The 19504-nt window shown below is 59.9% G+C and carries 18 protein-coding genes; 4 read left to right on the top strand and 14 right to left on the bottom strand.

Translation table 11 applies throughout. The annotated features are described in order from the left end of the window. Positions 1-99: 99 nt before the first annotated feature. Positions 100-357 carry a DUF1652 domain-containing protein gene (locus AC27VU_RS13400; RefSeq protein WP_262141503.1) on the top strand — a complete coding sequence of 86 codons (258 nt, stop codon included), beginning with the start codon at positions 100-102 and terminating at the stop codon, positions 355-357. 1504 nt (positions 358-1861) lie between these two features. On the opposite strand, the gene AC27VU_RS13395 is transcribed toward AC27VU_RS13400, so the two are convergent. Both AC27VU_RS13395 and AC27VU_RS13390 read right to left on the bottom strand, forming a co-directional pair. Further along, a complete protein-coding gene (locus AC27VU_RS13395) occupies positions 1862-2629 on the bottom strand; it encodes an SDR family oxidoreductase (RefSeq protein WP_007965755.1) in 768 nt (255 codons plus the stop codon). A 22-nt stretch (positions 2630-2651) separates the two neighbouring features. After that, positions 2652-3719 (bottom strand): phosphotransferase family protein, encoded by a 1068-nt coding sequence (locus AC27VU_RS13390; protein WP_103484642.1) that lies wholly within the window; start codon positions 3717-3719, stop codon positions 2652-2654. A gap of 190 nt (positions 3720-3909) precedes the next feature. Here AC27VU_RS13390 and AC27VU_RS13385 point away from each other — a divergent pair, with 190 nt between their 5' ends. Next, on the top strand, positions 3910-4305 hold the full coding sequence (locus AC27VU_RS13385) for a DUF4280 domain-containing protein (RefSeq protein WP_003224052.1): 396 nt from the start codon (positions 3910-3912) through the stop codon (positions 4303-4305). A 144-nt stretch (positions 4306-4449) separates the two neighbouring features. Here AC27VU_RS13385 and AC27VU_RS13380 read toward each other — a convergent pair whose 3' ends face one another. The 12 genes from AC27VU_RS13380 to tssB form a co-directional block, all read right to left on the bottom strand. Further along, positions 4450-4992 (bottom strand): toxin-antitoxin system YwqK family antitoxin, encoded by a 543-nt coding sequence (locus AC27VU_RS13380; protein WP_488724248.1) that lies wholly within the window; start codon positions 4990-4992, stop codon positions 4450-4452. Positions 4993-5004: 12 nt separating this feature from the next. Next, positions 5005-7014 carry a type VI secretion system Vgr family protein gene (locus tag AC27VU_RS13375; protein ID WP_262142883.1) on the bottom strand — a complete coding sequence of 670 codons (2010 nt, stop codon included), beginning with the start codon at positions 7012-7014 and terminating at the stop codon, positions 5005-5007. A 49-nt stretch (positions 7015-7063) separates the two neighbouring features. Next, on the bottom strand, positions 7064-7579 hold the full coding sequence (locus tag AC27VU_RS13370; protein WP_003224057.1) for a hypothetical protein: 516 nt from the start codon (positions 7577-7579) through the stop codon (positions 7064-7066). A 59-nt stretch (positions 7580-7638) separates the two neighbouring features. Then, positions 7639-8274, bottom strand: a complete 636-nt coding sequence (locus AC27VU_RS13365; protein WP_338801536.1) for a hypothetical protein — start codon at positions 8272-8274, stop codon at positions 7639-7641. A gap of 129 nt (positions 8275-8403) precedes the next feature. Beyond that, on the bottom strand, positions 8404-8976 hold the full coding sequence (locus tag AC27VU_RS13360) for a hypothetical protein (protein WP_003224062.1): 573 nt from the start codon (positions 8974-8976) through the stop codon (positions 8404-8406). Positions 8977-9034: 58 nt separating this feature from the next. Then, positions 9035-11575 (bottom strand): type VI secretion system ATPase TssH, encoded by a 2541-nt coding sequence (tssH, locus tag AC27VU_RS13355; RefSeq protein ID WP_488724247.1) that lies wholly within the window; start codon positions 11573-11575, stop codon positions 9035-9037. Between the two features lies 1 nt (position 11576). Then, complete coding sequence (tssG, locus tag AC27VU_RS13350; RefSeq protein WP_488724246.1) at positions 11577-12602, bottom strand: type VI secretion system baseplate subunit TssG; 1026 nt, start codon at positions 12600-12602, stop codon at positions 11577-11579. After that, complete coding sequence (gene tssF, locus AC27VU_RS13345; protein ID WP_488724245.1) at positions 12566-14359, bottom strand: type VI secretion system baseplate subunit TssF; 1794 nt, start codon at positions 14357-14359, stop codon at positions 12566-12568. Before tssF ends, tssG begins: the two co-directional genes overlap by 37 nt. Next, on the bottom strand, positions 14343-14786 hold the full coding sequence (gene tssE / locus AC27VU_RS13340; RefSeq protein ID WP_045122401.1) for a type VI secretion system baseplate subunit TssE: 444 nt from the start codon (positions 14784-14786) through the stop codon (positions 14343-14345). Before tssE ends, tssF begins: the two co-directional genes overlap by 17 nt. Positions 14787-14801: 15 nt before the next feature. Next, on the bottom strand, positions 14802-15299 hold the full coding sequence (locus AC27VU_RS13335; protein WP_003224073.1) for an Hcp family type VI secretion system effector: 498 nt from the start codon (positions 15297-15299) through the stop codon (positions 14802-14804). 92 nt (positions 15300-15391) lie between these two features. Further along, a complete protein-coding gene (gene tssC / locus AC27VU_RS13330; protein WP_488724244.1) occupies positions 15392-16876 on the bottom strand; it encodes a type VI secretion system contractile sheath large subunit in 1485 nt (494 codons plus the stop codon). 29 nt (positions 16877-16905) lie between these two features. Then, positions 16906-17448: a type VI secretion system contractile sheath small subunit gene (tssB, locus tag AC27VU_RS13325; RefSeq protein WP_003224075.1), complete on the bottom strand. Its 543-nt coding sequence runs from the start codon at positions 17446-17448 to the stop codon at positions 16906-16908. Between the two features lie 227 nt (positions 17449-17675). Here tssB and AC27VU_RS13320 point away from each other — a divergent pair, with 227 nt between their 5' ends. Together AC27VU_RS13320 and tssK are read left to right on the top strand one after the other, a co-directional pair. Then, a complete protein-coding gene (locus tag AC27VU_RS13320) occupies positions 17676-18122 on the top strand; it encodes a type VI secretion protein (protein WP_488724243.1) in 447 nt (148 codons plus the stop codon). 46 nt (positions 18123-18168) lie between these two features. Further along, a complete protein-coding gene (tssK, locus tag AC27VU_RS13315; RefSeq protein ID WP_103521739.1) occupies positions 18169-19500 on the top strand; it encodes a type VI secretion system baseplate subunit TssK in 1332 nt (443 codons plus the stop codon). Positions 19501-19504 lie beyond the last annotated feature (4 nt).

Here is a 19504-nt window from a genome sequence, read left to right as displayed (position 1 = left end):
GTTCTGGTGCGGTGGGGCAGTTCTTAGTCTGGTGGCGTGCGATACGAGCCTGTTGGCTTGGGATCGTCTCCCTTCGAAACAGCTTAAGGAACAGGCTCCATGATGAATCTTGCGCAGTTGCGCGCCAGCCTCGAACAGAGTTTTTCGCCATTGGCGTGCGAGTGTTCAGTGGATGGGGATCATTCACTGACGGTGAAGTTGTATCACCCGGGTTCGGGGCAGGTGGATCTGGTGATCAGCGGGTTGAAGCTCGATGCGTTGCGTACGCCGGAGGCTGTGGCGGCGTTGATTGATGAGTTGCGGTATGAGTTGGAGAGTAATTCTTTGCGGGCTGCTCGGGATCCGGATATGGCTTAGGGGTTGGGTTGGTTTTGGGTGTATATCCGGTGCTGCGGGTGTTGCTGATTAGGGTTCCGCCCTTACGGCGGGTCACTTTTTCCAGACGCCGAAAAAGTAACCAAAAAGGCTTTACCCTGACGTTCGGCCCTCGCCTGGGCTCGGGTTCCTTCGCTGCGGGATTCATCCGGGGGGCAGCGCCTACGGTTTGCTTCGCTGCACCTCCTCTCGCTGTGTTTGGCTGCGCCAAACGGTCGCTGCGCTCCCACCCCCGGATAAATCCCTCCACTCAGCCTGCCGACGGGCCCTCAGATCAAAAGCGGTACTCGAGCTAACGCTCATTGTGTTGAGTGGGGCGGCTTCGCCGCATGCGGTGCACGCTCTCTAAACTGTAGGAGCCAGCCTGCTGGCGATGGCGGCCTGACAGCCGACCAATTTCTTGCGGATGCACCCGGCCCCACTGTGGGAGCGGGCTTGCTCGCGATGGCGGCCTGACAGCCGACCAATTTTACTGATATACCCGGCCCCACTGTGGGAGCGGGCTTGCTCGCGAAGGCGGCCTGCCAGCCGAACAATCTCTTACTGATGTACCCGGCCCTACTGTGGGAGCGGGCTTGCTCGCGAAGGCGGCCTGACAGCCGGCCAATCTCAAACTGAATGCACTCAATCCAAATGTGGGAGCGGGCTTGCTCGCGAAGGCGGCCTGACAGCCGACCCATTTCAGTCAGGAATACTCAACCCCTGTGGGAGCTGGCCTGCTGGCGATGGCGGCCTGACAGCCGGCCAATCTCAAACTGAATGCACTCAGTCCAAATGTGGGAGCGGGCTTGCTCGCGAAGGCGGCCTGACAGCTGACCCATTTCAGTCAGGAGTACTCAACCCCTGTGGGAGCTGGCTTGCCAGCGATGGCGGCCTTCCAGTCAAAAAAATTCTTGTTGATGCACCCCTCCCACACAGATTTTCCTCCCCGCAAAATCGACAGCCAATTCCCTTATCCCCCTCCATTTCACTGGCGCTTACAGGGTGGTCGGCTATAAAGAATGAGTGGTCAGGTCTTCCGTCATGCGCGGTATTCGTGCGTGATTGCGGAAGTGGCTCTTCCATTCATCGCGGGTCGTCCTATGAATAATCCTGGGAAACGCGTGTATCTGCCGTTGTCGCTGGCTTTCTCTGTCGCGCTGTTAAGCGGCTGTGCCAGTCCTCCGCCAACTCCACCTGCTGCACCTCCACCACCGCCGGTGCGTACCTGTCAGACCCTGGAAAACACTCAGGTGTCTGGCGATATGTACGTTGACGAGCAGGTTACTCGCCATATCACCACCACCCGGTGTGTCACGCAGTAGTGCTGTGGGGGTGCTTGCTGGTGCACTTTGTCAGGCAATTACCCGAAGTCACTGTCTTACAGACAACCCCTGTGGGAGCGGGCTTGCTCGCGAATGCGGTGTGTCATTCAAGGCAATGCTGCCTGACACTCCGCCTTCGCGAGCAAGCCCGCTCCCACAGGGTTAATTATTTGTCAGAGAGATCAGGACAAGAATCCGCCATCCACATTCAGCGAAACCCCGGTGGTGTAGCTTGATGCGTCGCTCGCCAGGTACAGCACCGCCCCGGCCATTTCACTCGGGTCGGCCACGCGCTTGAGCGGGATCTGCGTCAGTGCCTGCTTGAGGATTGCGTCGTTCTTCACCAGCGCCGAAGCGAACTTGGTGTCGGTCAGGCCCGGCAGCAGGGCGTTGCAGCGGATGCCGAACTGCGCGCATTCCTTGGCGAAGACCTTGGTCATGTTGATCACCGCTGCTTTGGTCACCGAATAGATGCCCTGGAACACGCCCGGTGAAATCCCGTTGATCGAGGCGACGTTGATGATGCTGCCGCCACCGTTTTCGCGCATCAGCTTGCCGGCTTCCACCGACATGAAGAAGTAGCCACGAATGTTCACGTCGACAGTCTTCTGGAATGCGCCCAGATCGGTGTCCAGCACGTTGCAGAACTGCGGGTTGGTCGCGGCATTGTTGACCAGAATATCGAGGCGACCGAACTGTTCCTTGATCCCGGCGAACACCTGGCTGATCTGTTCCATTTCACCGATATGGCAAGCCACGGCGGTGGCTTTGCCGCCGGCGGCGATGATGGCGTCGGCGACGTGCTGGCAGCCTTCGAGCTTGCGGCTCGAGACGATCACGTGGGCGCCTTGCTGGGCCAGCAGTTTGGCGATGGCTTCACCGATGCCACGGCTGGCGCCGGAGACGAATGCGATTTTGCCGTCGAGGTCGAACAACTGAGTCTTGGACATAAAGGTTCCTTGGTGTGGGCCGTCAGAGGCTCGATTTCGCAATGACCTGCAGGCTCATCTGCTCCAGCAGTTTGTTCATATGAATGAACTGCGCGAAGCGTTTGTCCTGGGTCTGGCCGTGGTAGAAGCGGTAGTAGATCTGCTGCACGATGCCGGCCAGGCGGAACAGGCCGTAGGTGTAGTAGAAGTCGAAGTTGTCGATCTGGATGCCCGAGCGTTCGGCGTAGTAATCGACGAACTCGCGGCGGGTCAGCATGCCCGGGGCGTGGCTCGGCTGGCGGCGCATCAGTTGCACGGGCGCCGGATCATCTGCCTGAATCCAGTAGGCGAGGGTGTTGCCCAGGTCCATCAGCGGATCGCCGAGGGTGGTCAGTTCCCAGTCGAGCACGCCGATGATCTGCATCGGGTTGTTCGGGTCGAGGATCACGTTGTCGAAGCGATAGTCGTTGTGGACGATGCTCGACGTCGGATGGTCGGCCGGCATCTTGTCGTTGAGCCAGGCTTTGACTTTCTCCCAGTGCGGCGCGTCCGGGGTCAGGGCTTTTTCGTAGCGCTCGCTCCAGCCCTTGATCTGGCGGGCGACGTAGCCTTCCGGCTTGCCCAGATCGCCGAGGCCGCAGGCATTGTAGTCAACCCGATGCAGCTCAACGAAACGGTCGATGAAGCTCTTGCACAGCGCTTCGGTTTTCGCTGCATCGAGGCCCAGTTCCGGCGGCAGGTCGGAGCGCAGGATGATGCCTTTGACCCGCTCCATCACATAGAACTCGGCACCGATCACCGACTCGTCGGTGCAGTGCACGTAGGCTTTCGGGCAGTAAGGGAAACCGTCGCGCAGTTGATTGAGGATGCGGAATTCGCGGCCCATGTCGTGGGCGGATTTGGCCTTGTGGCCGAACGGCGGCCGGCGCAGGACGAATTCCTGCTGCGGGTATTCCAGAAGGTAGGTCAGGTTCGACGCACCGCCAGGAAACTGGCTGATCTGCGGTGTGCCGGTCAGGCCCGGAATGTGCGCCTTGAGGTACGGATCGATCAGGCTGGCATCGAGTTCTTCGCCATCGCGGATCCGGGTGGACTGGTCAGTAAGCGCCATGCTTATCCCTTCTGCTTATTTTGGAGGCCAGACATCATTGGCTAATCTAATGGTGCGCTCGGGTGCTCACAAGCGCGGGTCGGTCTTATAGGTTAGCGTGTTGCACGATAATCACCTTTGGGAATGTGCGCGGCGGGCTGTGGGCGACTAAGGTTTAGCGGGTATGCCGTGTCCAGCAAGGAGCTTTGAAATGGGCTGCCCGCAAGTCTGTGCCAGCGCCACCCTGCAGTGCAGTTTCGGCGCCGCGCCGGCGGTGCTTAACGTGCTGCCGGTCAACCGCACGTTGACCGGCGGGATGCCGGCGGCAAACATCATGGATCACATCCCGCTGGTCAATATCATGCCGTTCGGTGTGTGCATGAGCATGGCCAATCCGATGGTGGCGGCCGCGACCGCCGCCGCACTGGGCGTTTTGACGCCGATGCCGTGTATTCCGGCAACCGCCACACCGTGGATTCCCGGCGGTGCACCGACCCTGTTGCTCGGCGGGATGCCGGCGATCGATGCCAACAGCACCCTGATGTGCAACTGGGCGGGGGTGATCAAGATTGCGATGCCGGGGCAGATGCAGATGCTCATTCCTTGAGTTTTGTGCTGGATGTGCCGGCCTCTTCGCGAGCAAGCCCGCTCCCACAGGGTTTTGTGTTGTGAATGGAATGGTGTGAACACCACCGGCCACTGTGGGAGCGGGCTTGCTCGCGAAGAGGCCAGTCCTGGCAAAAGAACACCTTCACGCCTGCTGCGGATCGATCCACCGCTGATACCACCAGCGCACCCGCGAAATCGGCTTGCCATCCGCCCCCAGCGGCCGGCCATCCTCGGCGAACCCGGTTTCCGGCTCCATCAGTTGACCATTCAGATACCGCGCCTCTGCCGCCGGTTTGCCGTTCGGGTGAAAGCGCTGATAACGCCCCTCACGCACGCCATCGCGGTAAAACTCGGCCTCGGCCACCTGCCCATCGGGAAAGTAGTTGAACGCCTCGCCGTGCAATAACCCGCGCCGATACGTCGCCTTGCGCTGCAACCAACCCTCGGCTGAATAGAAGCTCGCGACCCCTTGCAGCTTGTCACGCACGAACGGCATCTGCGCCGAGACCTTGCCGTTGGGGTGATAGAGCAGTGACATGCCCTGCAACTCTCCCTGGTGGTAATTCAGATCGGCCTGCTTGCGTCCGTCATCCTTGAGCTGCAGCGCGCCGTCGAGCTGACCGTCCTGCAAGCGGCCCTTGAGCTGTTTGTCATCCTCCTGCAAATCCAGCGGTGTGATCGCCATGACGGCTCCTTGTCAGTTGACCTGCACCAGACCACCCTTGATGGTCAGCATGCCACCGCCGTCCACGGTCTGCGAGGCGGCGCCCTTGTTGGTCAAGCTGATCCCGGCGTCGTTGGTCAGCGTGGTTCCGGCCTTGTTGTCCAGCGACGTACCGGCCTGATTGGTCATGGCTGTGCCGGCCTTTTGCGTGATCGAGGTGCTGGCCGAGGTCGCGAGGTCGGCGCCGCTCTTGATGGTGAAACTGCCACCGCTTTGCAGGGTTAGGGTGCCGCTGACCTTGATCGTCAGGTTGCCGTCCACCGTCAGGCTGTAGTCGCCGGTGACCTTGTCGGTGTAGTTGCCGCCGGTGCTGTGGTTTTGATCGGCACCGACTTTCACCGTACGGCTGTCCTTCACATCGAGGCTGTCGCTGCCGGTCTGAATCGTGACGCTGCGCTTGCCTTTTTCCAGGGTCACGGTTTCGTCGCCGTCCTTGACCGTGCGGGTGCGGGCGTTTTGTACGGTGAGGGTTTCGTCATGGCCGACGGTGGCGGTGGTGTCGTTGAGCACATTGATCTTCAAGTCTTTCTGCGCCTGCAGAAACACTTCTTCGGCATCCTTCTTGTCCTCAAAGCGCAGCTCGTTGAAACCGCCACCACCCTTGGACGATTGAGTCTTGATCCCCGACTGCGTCTGATTGGCCGGCAGCGCATAGGGCAGGGCGTTGTCGCCGTTGTACACGCAACCGGTGACCAGTGGCCGATCCGGGTCGCCGTCGATAAAGGTCACGATGACTTCCTGGCCGATACGCGGCACGAACTGCATGCCGAAGCCCTTGCCGCTCCACGGCAACACCACGCGTACCCAGCAGGAGCTGGTTTCGTCATTCTTGCCGTCGCGATCCCACGGGAACTGCAACTTGATCCGGCCGTATTCGTCCGTCCAGATTTCTTCGCCGGACTTGCCGACGACGATGGCAGTCTGCGGATGCATGCGCGGTTTCGGTGTGCTGCGTTGTGGGCGAAACGGCGTGGTTTTGGGAATGGCTTCGAAACGGTTGCGATAGCTTTCGTGGCTGGCGTCGTGGGTGACCCTCGTGACGATCCAATCGATGTTCAGGCTCGCGTCTTCGTGGCCGTCGAGAGTGAACCAATGGCCCGGGATCAACCAACGACAATCGCTTTCACCGACGAAGCGTTTCTCCTCACTGCGAAGCCCGTCGACCCGTTGTTTGGTCAGCGCATCACCCCGGGCTTTTGCGTTGTAGCCGCCGGGATGCTCATAGATCGAACGCGGTCCGGCCACGGCTTCGGCCTGGCCGAAGAGCGAAGTGGTCGGCGTGGTGAATTCGTAATCCGTTGCCTTGTAAACGCCCGCCACGGCTTGTAGGCAGACCTGGCCTGAGCGGATGCCATGCAACTCACGCTCACCCATTTGCTGGCCCAGATACTTGACTTTCGGGCCGTTGGGGATCTGTACGAAGGCGTCATTGCTGTCGCCCAGCACCAGCGTGTGCTTGCCCTCGTCGTGGGTGAAAAACCAGAAGATGCCTTCCTCTTCCAGCAGGCGAGAGACGAAGGCGAAATCGGTTTCGCCGTACTGCACGCAGTATTCGCGGGGGGTGTAGCTGCCGGTCAGAGAGAGTTTGAAATCGGTGAAGCCGTGGGCCTTGAAGATCGTGGTGACGATGTCCGAGGTGGTGAGGTTCTGGAATACCCGGTTGTTGCTGGCCAGGGTCAGCCACCAGAGCCACGGACGCAATACGAGTTGATAGCGCTCGGCGGTGGCGTCAGCAGGGAGTTGGCGGATTTCGGCGACCAAGGCATCGAACGGGCGCAACTTAGCGTCGTTGTGCAATGTGGTGGTGACGTGAGTGGCGACGGCGCTGGTCAGGGTGAGGGGGGGGCCGTCGTTGAGGCCGTTGAGGGTTTGCGAACAGAGCGAGTTGAGGGCTTCTTCACCGGACAACCACTCAGGGTAAAGCGCCGACAGTGCGGCGGCGGTCAACGAAAGCGTTGCGTTACTGTCGGTGGCACGAGGCATTGGGCGGCCTTGATGAGGTGGTTGCAGCGTTCATGAAGCGGATTCGGTTCTAAAGAGAATTAAAGTTCAAATTGGGCATCATCGACATCACTGCCTCCATGTCACTTTGTTTTCGGAACTGCTTCCATAACCCAGGGAAATGGTCGTTGGCAGGCTGTAGCCAATTAAACAGAGGGCTTTTATAAAAGCAGGTACCGTCACTGACGGCTTGTTGCGGCAGATCCCGAGTCGTGCCCCATACAATGGCGTTGGGCCTTAGGTTCGCCAAGCCTTGAGCAATAGGTTGAAGTTCACCAATACTAATATGTGTTTCTCCAACTTCGCAGGCTGCGAGCACAATAAAGCAACTACCGCAATTGCCGATCATGTTGTGCAAGCCGGTATGTCTGTCCATTTTTACCATGGTGCTGCCGTGGCCAATAATAATTAGCATTCCTCCAAAGGCATCTCTCCAGCCGAGACTCGTCGGGGCAATCAGATCGCAAATGCCAGAGTATTTTGCCCACAGCTTTTTTGCTGCTTTCTTTCCGTCCTCATCGATGTAAGTCAGTAGTGTGTCTTTCATGTTTGCTGGCTCATTGAGTTTAATCGCGGGCTGCCATGCTGTTTTAATAGATGGCGTTTTTATGGTCGCTCATACGGTGGTTCTTTTTTTAGTTCGATAAAAGCCAGATTGGCTCGGTCACCCGAGAGTGTTTTCAATGTTCTCTGTGGGGTGTCATTGCCATCCAGTGTTCCGAATTTTTTAAGAAAAACGATGGAGAAAAAGTACTCCGGATGGTTGGCTGCCAGCGTTGCGAATTTGGCAGTGCAACTCAAAGGCCAGCCATGTAGCGAATGACTTGGCTTTCTGTCAGTCGTCGTACATGGGCTGTGTGTGAGGTAAACGGTTACATACTTGACGTCTTCGGCGATGGCGACGGCTGTATCAAAATAATCGATAAGAAACTCTTCCGCGTGTCCTTCGGGCACAACGCCAAGTTCTGCGGGGTCTCCCTCTGCGAGTTCCGCGTTGATAGCGACTTGCCGAGCATCAATGGCTGCCTGCATTTCGTTTCGGGGCACATTGCTGATTTGAAGTTGGACGTAAGCCTTTATCAGTTGCGCGCCAGCGTCCTCCTTTGACTCAAACAGAAAACACGTTTTGCACATTTTGTGGTTGTTGTGCTGGAACGTCAGGAGCGCGTGGACTTTTTTATTTCCAGTGTTGCGTTTGTGCAGCTCTGCAATACCTTCTTGAACGGAATTAAACTGTTCCATGGTCTTCAATCCTCGAAAAGGGGGGCGAAAAAGGGCACGAATCTATTTTTTTCATAAATAAATCTGTCCCCTTTGATTTCGTTCCCTTTGATTCATTGATGTGCCCTCTGTTGGAAAATGCGGGTGAGATTATTTGTGGTAGTTGGTTATAAAGTTGAAAGGTGCAGAAAGTTGTTTTGAGCGATCGATGGGCAGTCCGTGTGGGTACGTGTCAATGTTGCACAGGTAAGCCTTGAATTGACCCTCCACATCTCGAGACCATGAGTCCCCGCGATTCAAGGTGAGATCAAGCAGTTCGCAATTTTTTTGGCTGGTGGCTATGACCACGACCCATCTGTGATCAGCAACAAAACCGCCTAATTTGTAAACGTCACGGGTGATCGATTCCTGTAAGTTTGCGCCGCCGAATAAGCCGTTCGTGCTTTCTACTTTTATTTCAATGGCGTAGGTCTCATCTTGCAGTTCGAAATAGAAATCGACCTTTTCGCTGGAGTAAGGCTCTGGGTAACTGATTTCGCGAATTTTCGTTGTGATGCCGTAACCACGTCGTAGATGGTGAGCTATCTCAACTTGCGCAGCGCTCTCCCAAGGACCTTCAGAAACCCAGCTCTTCGTAAATTGACTTGGTTCATCGGTATCTTGCAGCTTTGGGTGTACACCTGCTGCCTGCAGCACCGCATTCAAAAAATCCGCTTCTGTCATTACTCCGTCTCCTGCGCGGGTGCCATTTTTGTGTTTCGTCAATTCTCGTTGGCGGCGGTCATTCCAACACCCACTCCGCCAACTTCCCCGTCACCTGCGTCATCAACACATTCTCGACATCCCGCGCACCCGCCGCGCTGCACTTGGCGAGCACCGCTTTCACAATTCCCGAATCAAACTCGAACTGTTTGCCCGTCGCCGCCTTGTAGCGGCCACGCAGTTTTTCCAGCTTCGCCAGCACAATACCTTCCAGCGTCGCCTCATCCAGCGGCCGATACGCAACCACCGTCATGCGCGCCAGAAACGCCGGGCGGAAGGCTTGCAAAAGGACTTTGTGCAGCGCTTCGTTGAAAGCTTCAGAGCCGATCTGTGACGCGGGAGTGTCGAGCAACAGTTCAGCGCCGACATTGCTGGTGGCGAGCATCACGGTGTTTTTGAAGTCCACCACCAAACCGGTGCCGTCCTCCATCAAGCCTTTGTCGAACACGTTGTAAAACGCTTCCAGCACATCCGGATGCGCCTTCTCGATTTCATCCAACAACACCACCGAATACGGTTTGCGCCGCACGGCTTCGGTGAGCACGCCGCCGCTGCCGTAACCGACGTAGCCAGGCGGTGCGCCCTTGAGCTGGCTGACGGTGTGGGCTTCCTGATATTCCGAGAGATTGATGCTGATCAGATTGCGTTCACCGCCATACAGTGCGTCGGCCAACGCATACGCGGTTTCGGTTTTGCCCACGCCGGTGGGGCCGACCAACAGGAACACACCCACCGGTTTTTGCGGATCAGTGAGCCCGGCGCGATAAGCCTGCAAGCGTTGGGCGATGGTGTTGAGCGCGGTGCTTTGCCCCATCACCCGTTGGCCCATGCGCTGGCCGAGGGTGCGCACTGCATGGGCTTCGTCGGCGAGCATTTTGCCGACGGGGATGCCGGTCCATCCGGCTATGACGGCAGCGACGGTTTTCGCGTCGACCTGTTCGGGCACCAGCGGATCGTCCTGGCGGATCGCATCCAGTCCCGCCTCAAGGCGCAGCAGCTCGGCGGCCAGATGATCGATGCGACTGTCGGTGGCTTCGTCGGGCTTGTCGCTGTCGGCGCTTTCGCTCAACGCCAGCAATTCGCGGCGTGTTTCGAGCAGTTCACGCACGGCCACACGCTCTTCACTCCAACGTGTTTCCAGTTCGCGGATCGCTTGCACATTGGTTTTCGATTCATTTTCCAGCAGCGTGATGCGCTCACGATGATCCAGCCCCGTGGCCTGCTCCCGGCGCAGGCGCTCGACTTCATCCTTCAAACTGTTCTGCCGGTGACGCAGGCTTTCCAGCGGTGGCGGCACGTCATGCTGGCCCAGGGCAACCCGGGCGCACGCAGTGTCGAGCACGCTGATGGCCTTGTCCGGCAACTGACGGCCAGAGATATAGCGATGGGAGAGTTTCACCGCTTCATGGATCGCCGCGTCGAGCACTTGCACGCCGTGGTGCTGTTCGAGTTTGGCGGCGACGCCACGGAGCATTTCCACGGCGGTAATTTCGTCTGGCTCCTCAACCTGCACCAATTGAAAGCGGCGGGCGAGGGCGGGGTCTTTTTCGAAGTATTTTTTATATTCCATCCACGTGGTGGCGGCGAGGGTGCGCAACTCGCCGCGAGCCAGTGCCGGTTTCAAAAGATTGGCCGCATCGCTGCCGCCCTCGGCACCGCCGGCACCGATCAGGGTGTGGGCTTCGTCGATGAACAGGATGATCGGTTTGTCGGCACTGCGCACCGCGTCGATCACGCCTTTGAGCCGCTGTTCGAATTCACCTTTGACCCCGGCCCCGGCCTGCAACAACCCGAGGTCGAGCACCCGCAGGCTGACTTCCTGCAATGACGGCGGCACGTCGCCGGCAGCGATGCGCAGAGCCAGACCTTCGACCACGGCAGTTTTGCCCACGCCCGGTGCACCGACCAGAATCGGGTTGTTCTGGCGGCGGCGCAGCAGAATGTCGATGCACTGACGGATCTCGCCGTCTCGGCCAACGATCGGGTCGATGCGTCCGGCATGTGCATCGGCGGTCAGATCCTGGGTGTATTGATCGAGCACCGAGTCCTGCCGTGGCGCGGCACTTCCCGTTGAAGTGGTTCGCGGACCGACATGCTCACGAGAGTTCTCCGTCCACTCTAATAGATTGGCCCGCAGCGCTTCCTTGGGAATCCGCAGCAACGATGAGGCACTGTTGAGCAACAGACTGCGGCGCTCGTCGCGATCAATCAACGCCAGCAACAACAGCCCGGAGCGAATACTGTCGAGGCCCAGCACGCTGGCCTGCACCACCGCGTCTTCCAGCAAGCCCAAGGTGTGCGACGACAACGCCGGCGTACGCGTGCTACCCGCCTTGAACAGATCCAGCGCCTTGTTGATTTCCGCGGTCAGCGCATCCCGTTCCAGGCCGAAACGTGGCAGCAGAAACGCAAAATCGCCGCCCTCGATGTCGAGCAGTTCCAGCAACAGATGCTCGATCTCGACAAAGTGATGCCCGCGCTGCAAACAGCGCTGGGCGGCGCGTTCGAGGGCGCGGCGGTTGTCCGGGTTGAGGCGTCCGATCAGGCTGGCGAGTTCCATGTCAGGCGATCTCCAGCTGACGAAGACGGGTTTCGATGCGCTGCACGGCAAGGCTGGCCTGACGCTGTAAACCTCCGTTCCAGCTGAGCAGGGGCGGTGCCTGGCGCCCGAGCTTCAGCGGCCCGGCACCGCGCACCAGCAGCACCAGGGTCACGTCCAGATCCGGGCCGAAGTACAACGCCGCAAGGCTGGCCAACGCCGGGTGCGCTTCGCCGTCCGGCAGAAATCGGCTCGCCTGCGTTGAGAGCAGCGGCCCGAGGGTCAGGCGAATACCGGCGTGTTCATCCCAGACTCGGGTGCCTGCTACTGCCGTACGCCCCAGTTGTAGATTGCGCCCACCTGGCTTGATGACGCTGCGGCTGGCAGGCGGAATTTCGCGCCAGGCGCCTTCATAGGCACTGAGTTCCACCGGCATGGCGAACTGCTCGCGGACAATCGCTGCGAACCCGGCCAGCGAGCGCCGGCCATCGGCGAACAACGCGGTGCAGGCCAGCACTGCACAATCGGGAACCGCCTGACGCTCCTGCAAGGCCTTGGGCAACAGACCGGTAAGGGCGCGCAATTGCGCCTGTACCGGCGAGGCGCCCGGTGTGACAAAGCCAAGCGCGATGCGGTGCTTGCGCATCACCTTGTAGAGCAGGCTGAGCAGCCGATGCTGGAACAGATCGAGAAATTCGGCCGGAGCGTGATCCTTGGCCCGCGCTCGTTGTTGCAGCCACTCCTGATAGGCATAGGGCAACGGGCCGTCGGGGCCGCCGAGGCCGAACATCGGGGTGTCGAGGATTAACGGCTGGCCCGGTTCTTCGCGCAGGTTTTCGATCTGGCTGGTGGGAAACAGCGGTGTCAGCGGTCCGCGCAATTTCAGCGCTTCGGCCTGGGGCGAGGTGCCGCTGCCCAGGGATTCGGCTTGCGGTTGTTCGCGCTCGAGCAGTAACAGTGCCTGCAACAATTCGAACGCCTGCGGATCGCGGCGCAGTCGTTGGCTCAGGGTCAGAGCGACAGGGGCATGCCGGCTTGGGGTTGCCATGCCTTGATCTCCTTGTCGGACTGCATCAACACCGTGCGCACAAAGCGATTGGCCGTGGCGTACACCGAAAAGAACTGCGCCAGCACGGCAGAAAACAACACCGCGCTGCTACCGACGAAGTGCTGCGGATCGAGCTGCAACTGCACCTCCAGTCCATTGCGCCAGCCGCGCCAGGCATCGACGCCGACATGGCCGATCACCCGTTCGCAACGCAGGCTCAGCAGGCCCTCGATCTGGCGCAGCGCACTGGCTTCGTCGCGCAGGTTGTGCAGGTGCAGAATTTCTTTCAAGGCGTCGAGTGCCTGCGGGCCTTCGACCAGCGACAAGTGATTGAGGGTCAGTTGCGACACCAGTCGCCAGCGTGAATCACCGTCCAGACGCGGCAGGCTTTGCGGGCTCGGCGGGTTGCGCAGGCGTGCCCAGGCGATTGGCCCGGGACGTTCGAAACCCAGCGGTGTGCCGGCGGGCAGGCTCTGCGCCAGATGCCGGTTGGTACACAGCAGTTCGGCGGTGAGGCTGTAATCCGGCAGTTCGCTCAATGGGTCGAAACGGGTGTCGACCACACTCACCAACAGGTCGCTGCCGAGCCGGTTCGGGGTCATGCTGCTGACCCGTCGCGCATGCCAGTAGCGTTGCTGATCGCCACCGCTATGCTGGCTGCCGTAATACGCTGGCAGCCGTTGCACACCGTTGCCGGAGCTGGCGCGCAGGCTGCGAATGCTGTGGATCTCGACGCTGTTCTCGCGGTGACTGTCGGCAATCAAACGGTACTCGCTGCGGGTGCCGTCCGGGCGCAGTGGCTCGGAGGTACGCGGGAACAGGTTGATCGCCGGAGCGCAGCCCAGGGCGATATCACTGGCCTGCAAATGCAGGCGGCTGGCCGGAGCGCGGTCGAAAACGATGTACAGGTACAGCGTCTGGCTGTCGCTGCCGACGCCGCTCAACGGCAGATCGAAGAACTGAAATTTGTCCGGGAAAGCAAAGTACTCCGCCAGCAGGCGCATGCCCGGGTGCACGCCGTCCTCGTCCGGCAGCAGGACTTCCTCATCGCTGAAGCCGACGATCGTCGGCAAACCGTTCACTGACGCCGGAATACTTCCTGGCGAACCGGCCAGCACCTGTATCGCGTGAGCGCCGAGCAGGTCATACAGACAGGCATTGATCACCGGCGAAGCGGTGAGATGAATGCGCAGTTGGCCGATGCCCAGTTCCGTCCATTGACTCTCGCCCAGGCAACGCAAGCTCAGGCGCAATGCCGAACGCGCCTGCACGACACCGGTCAGCGCCTGGGCTTCATCGCCGCCGAGCAATAACGCTTCGCTGACCTCTATCGGCCACAAATGCACGGCGGCCGAGGTGCGAAAGTGGATGCTCTCACCCTTGCTGGTGGTGACGAACAATGGGGTGTCACGGGGCAGGGGATAGCCCTCGTCGAGGTTGCCCTTGCTAGGGTCCGGCTCGAACTGGACGATGGCGCAGGAGGGCAATGGCCGCACAGCCAATGGATAAAGCTGTTCAAGCAAGGCATCACTGAACTCTGCATAGTCGTCGTCGAGTCTGCGTTGCAGACGTGCGGCGAGCAGGGCAAAGCCTTCGAGCAAGCGTTCGACATGCGGGTCGGGACACTCGCCCGGTGACAGCTCAAGGCGCCGTGCTACTTTCGGATAACGCTCGGCAAACTGGCTGCCGGCATGGCGCAGCCAGGTCAGTTCGCGCTGGTAGTAGTCGAGCAGTTGCGGGTCAATCGAGTCGCTCATGACGCACCTCCAGACCTTGGCTGCCAGGTTCGATGACAAACGCCACCGGCCAATATTGCAGACCGCTGCGCAGCTCGCCGAGCAGACGGATGCTTAAACGTTGCGGCTGGTCGGGCAGGGGATTGACCTGGACCTCGCCCAGTTTCAGGCGCGGCTCGAAATGGTTGATGGCTTCGCGGATCTCCCGCGCCAGTCGACGACGGTCATCGCTGCGCTGTTGTTGCAGGGCGCTCCAATCCGCAATGCCGTAGTCGATAACGCTCGGTGGCTGAGTGAGGGCGCGCGGGCCACGACGGGTGTTGAACAGGCGCGCCAACTCGGCATGCACCGAGTCGAGCAAACCCTGGCGATCGAACGCCTGCACGCTGTCGGCCTCGCCGGATGCGAGGCGTTCGAACAGCGGCGGGAGCATGCCGGTGCCTGCCATGACCAAGGCGCCGGGTTAGCTGACGAGCTTGTTGGCGGCCATGTCCCACGTCGACGCGGCAGTGCCTTCCTTGGTGCCATCGTCTTTCTGTGCGGTGAGTTCCCATTTGATTTTGGTGAAGTTCAGCGACAGGGTTTCTACCGGTTTGCCCCCGGTACCGCCGCTGACACTGACGTTGGAAATCACCACGTTGGTCAGGGTGTAGATGATGAACGGCAACAGTTGCCCGCTGCCTTCGGCGGCGTTGCGGCCGATGGTGATCTTGGCTTCCGGAATCGGTTTGCCGGCACAGCAGTATTCGTTGAGGGACGGCGTCGAGGTATCGACGAATTTGGTCAGGGTGAACTCACCGACGTGGGGTTTGCCCGAGGTTCGCTCGGAGTTGCTGACGTCGTTGGTCACTTGCATGGCCACGTTGTGGCTGTAGGACATGACTTCGATTTTGTCCGTGTAACCTTCGAGCAGGCTGTCACCTTTGATGTCGCCGCCAAGGTCGAGAATGATTGCATCCATCGCTTGAAACTCCTGAAGAAATTCACAAATAGACTGAGCTCAGAACCTGTGGCGAGGGAGCAAGCTCCCTCGCCACAGAGGTTTCATCAACTTCAAGCCGCTACCGGTGGCGGCAGGGTCGCCACCAGACGGATCGATGCAGTCAACTCCTCCAGCTGGAAGTGCGGCCGCAGGAACACTGTCGCCCGGTAGGCGCCCGGCTTGCCGGCCACTTCGGTAACGTCCACCCGCGCTTCACGCAACGGGTACTGCGCCTTGATTTCCTGCGGCGCGTTGTCGTTGATCAGCACGTAGTCGGCGATCCAGTTGTTGAGGTAGGTCTGCACGTTGTCGCGGGTCATGAAGCTGCCGACCTTGTCGCGCATGATGACCTTCAGGTAGTGAGCGAAACGCGAGGCCGCCAGCACGTACGGCAACATCGCCGAGATCCGCGCGTTAGCGTTGGCCTCGTTGGTGTTGTAGACCTTGGATTTGTTGGTGGTCTGACCGCCGAAGAACACGGCGACATCGCTGTTCTTCTTGTGGCACAGCGCGATGAAACCGAGGTCGTTGAGTTCTTTTTCGCGGCGGTCGGTGATTGCCACTTCGGTCGGGCACTTCAGTGACAGGTCGCCGGAACTGGTGCGGAAAGTGTGCGTCGGCAGGCCCTCGACCGCGCCGCCGCCTTCAGCACCACGGATCGCCGCGCACCAGCCGTACTTGGCAAAGGCTTCGGTGATGCGTTGCGACAGCGCCCACGCCGCGTTACCCCACAGGTATTTGCTGTGGTCGGTGCCGTTGACGTCTTCAACGTAGGTGATGCCTTCCACGGGGGAGGTGTCCGGGCCGTAAGGCAGGCGCAGCAGGAAGTGCGGCAGCACCAGCGACACGTAGCGCGAGTCTTCACTCTCGCGGAACGAGCGCCACTTGATCAGCTCCTGGCTCTCGAAGACTTTCGACAGGTCACGTGGCACCGCCAGTTCGGTGAAGCTGTTCATGTCGAACAGCCGTGGGCTGGCAGCAGCAATGAACGGTGCGTGCGCGGCAGCGGCGACGTTCGACAGTTTTTCCAGCAGGCCAATGTCCTGCGGATGGCGACCGAAGGTGTAGTCGCCCACCAGCAGGCTGAACGGATGGCCACCGAAGGTGCCGTATTCCTCTTCGTAGATCTTTTTGAACAGCGCGCTCTGGTCGAATTCGACGGCTTTTTCCAGGTCGTTCTGCAGTTCTTTCTGTGTGACGTTGAGCAGGCGCAATTTCAGCCGGGTGCTGGTTTCAGTGTTCTGCACCAGCATGTGCAGGCCGCGCCACGAGGCTTCGAGTTTCTGAAAGTCGGTGTGGTGCAGCACCTCGTTGAGCTGGGCACTGATCAGTTGGTCGATCTGGCTGATGCGGTCATTGATCATCGCCACAGTGTCCTTGTCGATGGCCATGCCTTCGTCAAGCACCTGGGTGGCGAACTCCGCGAGCATGTCGCGGGCGTAATCCTGCTGACTGTCATCGTGAGCCATGCGGCCCTCGGCGATGATCCGGTCGAGCAGGGATAAGGTTTCGGCTGCAGCATTCTCGCTGGCTTGATTCTGGGCGGCGGCGGGCATGACGGATGCTCCCTCGGTTAAATGGATGATCAGGCTTGCGGTTCGGCCGGGGCCTCGGCGTCAGCGGCCGGGGTAGCGGTGTCTGGGCGGGCCGATTTGATCTCTTGCAAGCCTTCGGTGTTGGCGATGACGTCGCGCAACAGCTTGTCCAGATCATCATTGCCATCGAGTTTGGTCAGCAGGTCGCGCAGACGCTGGCGAGCCTCGAACAGGCGGCGCAGCGGAGTGATTTGTTCCACCACCTTGACCGGATCGAAGTCGTCGATGTGTTTGAAGTTCAGCTCGATATTGAGCTTGCTGTCGTCGCCGGTGATGGTGTTGTTGACCTGCAGGGTGGCGCGGGGAGCGATCGAGGCGAGCACTTCGTTGAAGTTGTCGCGGTCGATTTCGGTAAAACGCCGTTCAGTCAGTTTTGCCAATGGTTTAAGTGGCTTGCCGGAGAGGTCAGCCAGAATTCCGACCACCAGAGGCAATTCCTTTTTTTCGATGGCGTTGCCGATTTCGACGTCGTAGGTGATTTGCACTCGGGGCGGGCGGACCCGGTCGAGCTTGTGCTGAGTACTTTCTGCCATGATGGCTGACTCCGATGCGAAGGCGGGCGCAATGCATCGGGGAGGCCCGTTCATCGCTTTCCCTTACTGGACCGTAGGTTAGAAAGGGTGGCAGATGACCTGTCGTTCCTTTGACAAACCTTCCTCATTCGGCTCTGGGAACCGAACTACCCAAGACGCTAGAACAGGTCTATAAAAATGCAAGCGAAAAGCTTTTTTGGACTGTCTCGGGAAAAGGAAAATTCATTTTGTGCAGACGATTTTTGAGTGTTGTTTTGTTTGCGCTGCTCGCCGGTTGTTCTTTTTTCGGGCCGAAAGTCGATCTGGACAGCCTGACCCTCGACGTCGCGCCCAAGGCCAATGACGACACGCCCATTGCCGTGGATTTCGTTGCAGTCAACGATCCGGATCTGCTCAAGCAGCTGTCGGGCATCAGTGCCAGCCAGTGGTTTGCCGGGCGCGACCAGTACCAACGCGACTATCGTCAGCTGATGAACGTATGGGGGCTGGAGCTGGTGCCGGGGCAATTCATCGACCGCCAGACCTTCCCGCTGGGGGGCAAGAAGGCGGCTGGACTTTTGGTCTTCGCCAGCTATAACACACCCGGAGCGCACCGCTTGCGGCTCGACGATCAGCGCGAAGCCTGGCTCAAGTTCGACAGCCGCGAGATGAGCCTGGTCAGCAAGGAAAACTGAAACACACCGCTCGCCGCCGGGTTGCGGCATGGTCGAAGGGAGTCGTATGAGTCTGCTACCTGACGCGGTCTGCTGGCATGAAGGCATGCAATTGCTGCCGCAGCATTTTCAGTTGCAGGGCCTGCGTGCCGAAGCCCTCGGTGCGCATATGGCGCAAGCGTGCAACCCGTGGTTCTGGGGCGTCAGTCGCATGGAGTTCGATCCCTCGGCGTTGAGCGCCGGGGTGGTTCGCGTGCTGGCGTTGCAAGGCACCATGCCTGACGGTCTGCCGGTGGATCTGCAAGCCGGTATCGGCCCGATTCTGGAACTCGATATTGGCCCGGCCATCAACGCCACCGACGATGCCACCGTCACCGTTTACCTGGCGATCAGTCCGTTGTGGCGCGCCGGGCAACTGCTGCCGCTGAAGGGACGCCTGCAGTCTGTGGTCGGTGAAGCACTGCCGGATCTGACCAGTGGCGAGTTCCCGGAATCGATCACCGTGTGGCGACCCAACCCACGCTTGTGCACGCAATTGAACAAGGCCGATTCGATTTGCCTGCCGCTGCTGAAAATCCGCAAGGAAGGCGGAGGTTTTCTGCCGCTGGCCTATACCCCGCCGACTCCGATCCTGTTGCCCGATTCGCCGCTGGGCCGGCGCGTCGCCGGATTGTGTGCACGGGCGCGGGAAAAGTGCATGTTCCTCGGCGGTCGATTGCGTCAGGCGCAACAGGCCGGCAATCAGGACGATGCGCTGGAGATTCGCCGGCAATTGACCGCGTTGTGGGCACGGCTGCCGGAAGTCGAAGGCACACTCAACAGTCGCATCGCCCATCCGCAGAGTTTGTATGTGCAGCTACTCGGACTGGCCGGCGCCTGGTCGGCACTCGATCCGCTGGCCGGGGTGCCGGCGTTCGCGCCGCTGGATTTTCTGGAGTTGCAGCGCGGTTACGAAGCGGTGCTGCAATGGCTGGAAATCACCCTCGAACTGATCCGCGCCGGCTATCGCAGCCTGCCGTTCGAGCGCGGCGAGCAGAGCTTTTCAATTCAGTTGCCCGATGAGCAACCGAGCCAGCGGCTGGTCATCGGCCTGCGCATGCCCAACGGGGCCAGCGAGCAGGCGGCCAGTGAATGGCTGCGCAGTGCAATCATCGCCTCGGCGCCGCACGTTGCCTTGCTCAGCCGCCAGCGCATGAGCGGATTGAGCCATCAGGCCATGAGCCGCAGTGAACAAGTGGCCTACAGCGTCGGCGATGACACGCGGCTGTTTGTGGTCACGGCCGAAGGCGCGTGGTTCGACGCACAACTGCCGCTGATGATCGCCGCGCCAGCAGCGAAGTTGACCAGCAGTCCGTGGCAGGTGGTGCTGTTTGTTGCGCAGACGAGTGAAAGTGCCTGATCAC

The organism is Pseudomonas sp. 14P5.3.2 (genome assembly GCF_057799175.1).
The sequence above is the reverse complement of the archived record's forward strand: the minus strand, read 5'-3'. Positions and strand labels throughout refer to the sequence as shown.

Excerpts from the sequence above, each read along its gene's own strand:
- tssC (WP_488724244.1), bottom strand. The coding sequence starts at position 16,876 with ATGCCCGCCGCCGCCCAGAATCAAGCCAGCGAGAATGCTGCAGCCGAA.
- tssH (WP_488724247.1), bottom strand. The coding sequence starts at position 11,575 with ATGGAACTCGCCAGCCTGATCGGACGCCTCAACCCGGACAACCGCCGC.
- AC27VU_RS13390 (WP_103484642.1), bottom strand. The coding sequence starts at position 3,719 with ATGGCGCTTACTGACCAGTCCACCCGGATCCGCGATGGCGAAGAACTC.
- AC27VU_RS13385 (WP_003224052.1), top strand. The coding sequence starts at position 3,910 with ATGGGCTGCCCGCAAGTCTGTGCCAGCGCCACCCTGCAGTGCAGTTTC.
- AC27VU_RS13375 (WP_262142883.1), bottom strand. The coding sequence starts at position 7,014 with ATGCCTCGTGCCACCGACAGTAACGCAACGCTTTCGTTGACCGCCGCC.
- AC27VU_RS13360 (WP_003224062.1), bottom strand. The coding sequence starts at position 8,976 with ATGACAGAAGCGGATTTTTTGAATGCGGTGCTGCAGGCAGCAGGTGTA.
- tssF (WP_488724245.1), bottom strand. The coding sequence starts at position 14,359 with ATGAGCGACTCGATTGACCCGCAACTGCTCGACTACTACCAGCGCGAA.
- AC27VU_RS13335 (WP_003224073.1), bottom strand. The coding sequence starts at position 15,299 with ATGGATGCAATCATTCTCGACCTTGGCGGCGACATCAAAGGTGACAGC.
- AC27VU_RS13370 (WP_003224057.1), bottom strand. The coding sequence starts at position 7,579 with ATGAAAGACACACTACTGACTTACATCGATGAGGACGGAAAGAAAGCA.
- tssK (WP_103521739.1), top strand. The coding sequence starts at position 18,169 with ATGAGTCTGCTACCTGACGCGGTCTGCTGGCATGAAGGCATGCAATTG.
- AC27VU_RS13380 (WP_488724248.1), bottom strand. The coding sequence starts at position 4,992 with ATGGCGATCACACCGCTGGATTTGCAGGAGGATGACAAACAGCTCAAG.
- tssB (WP_003224075.1), bottom strand. The coding sequence starts at position 17,448 with ATGGCAGAAAGTACTCAGCACAAGCTCGACCGGGTCCGCCCGCCCCGA.
- AC27VU_RS13400 (WP_262141503.1), top strand. The coding sequence starts at position 100 with ATGATGAATCTTGCGCAGTTGCGCGCCAGCCTCGAACAGAGTTTTTCG.
- tssE (WP_045122401.1), bottom strand. The coding sequence starts at position 14,786 with ATGGCAGGCACCGGCATGCTCCCGCCGCTGTTCGAACGCCTCGCATCC.
- AC27VU_RS13395 (WP_007965755.1), bottom strand. The coding sequence starts at position 2,629 with ATGTCCAAGACTCAGTTGTTCGACCTCGACGGCAAAATCGCATTCGTC.
- AC27VU_RS13365 (WP_338801536.1), bottom strand. The coding sequence starts at position 8,274 with ATGGAACAGTTTAATTCCGTTCAAGAAGGTATTGCAGAGCTGCACAAA.
- tssG (WP_488724246.1), bottom strand. The coding sequence starts at position 12,602 with ATGGCAACCCCAAGCCGGCATGCCCCTGTCGCTCTGACCCTGAGCCAA.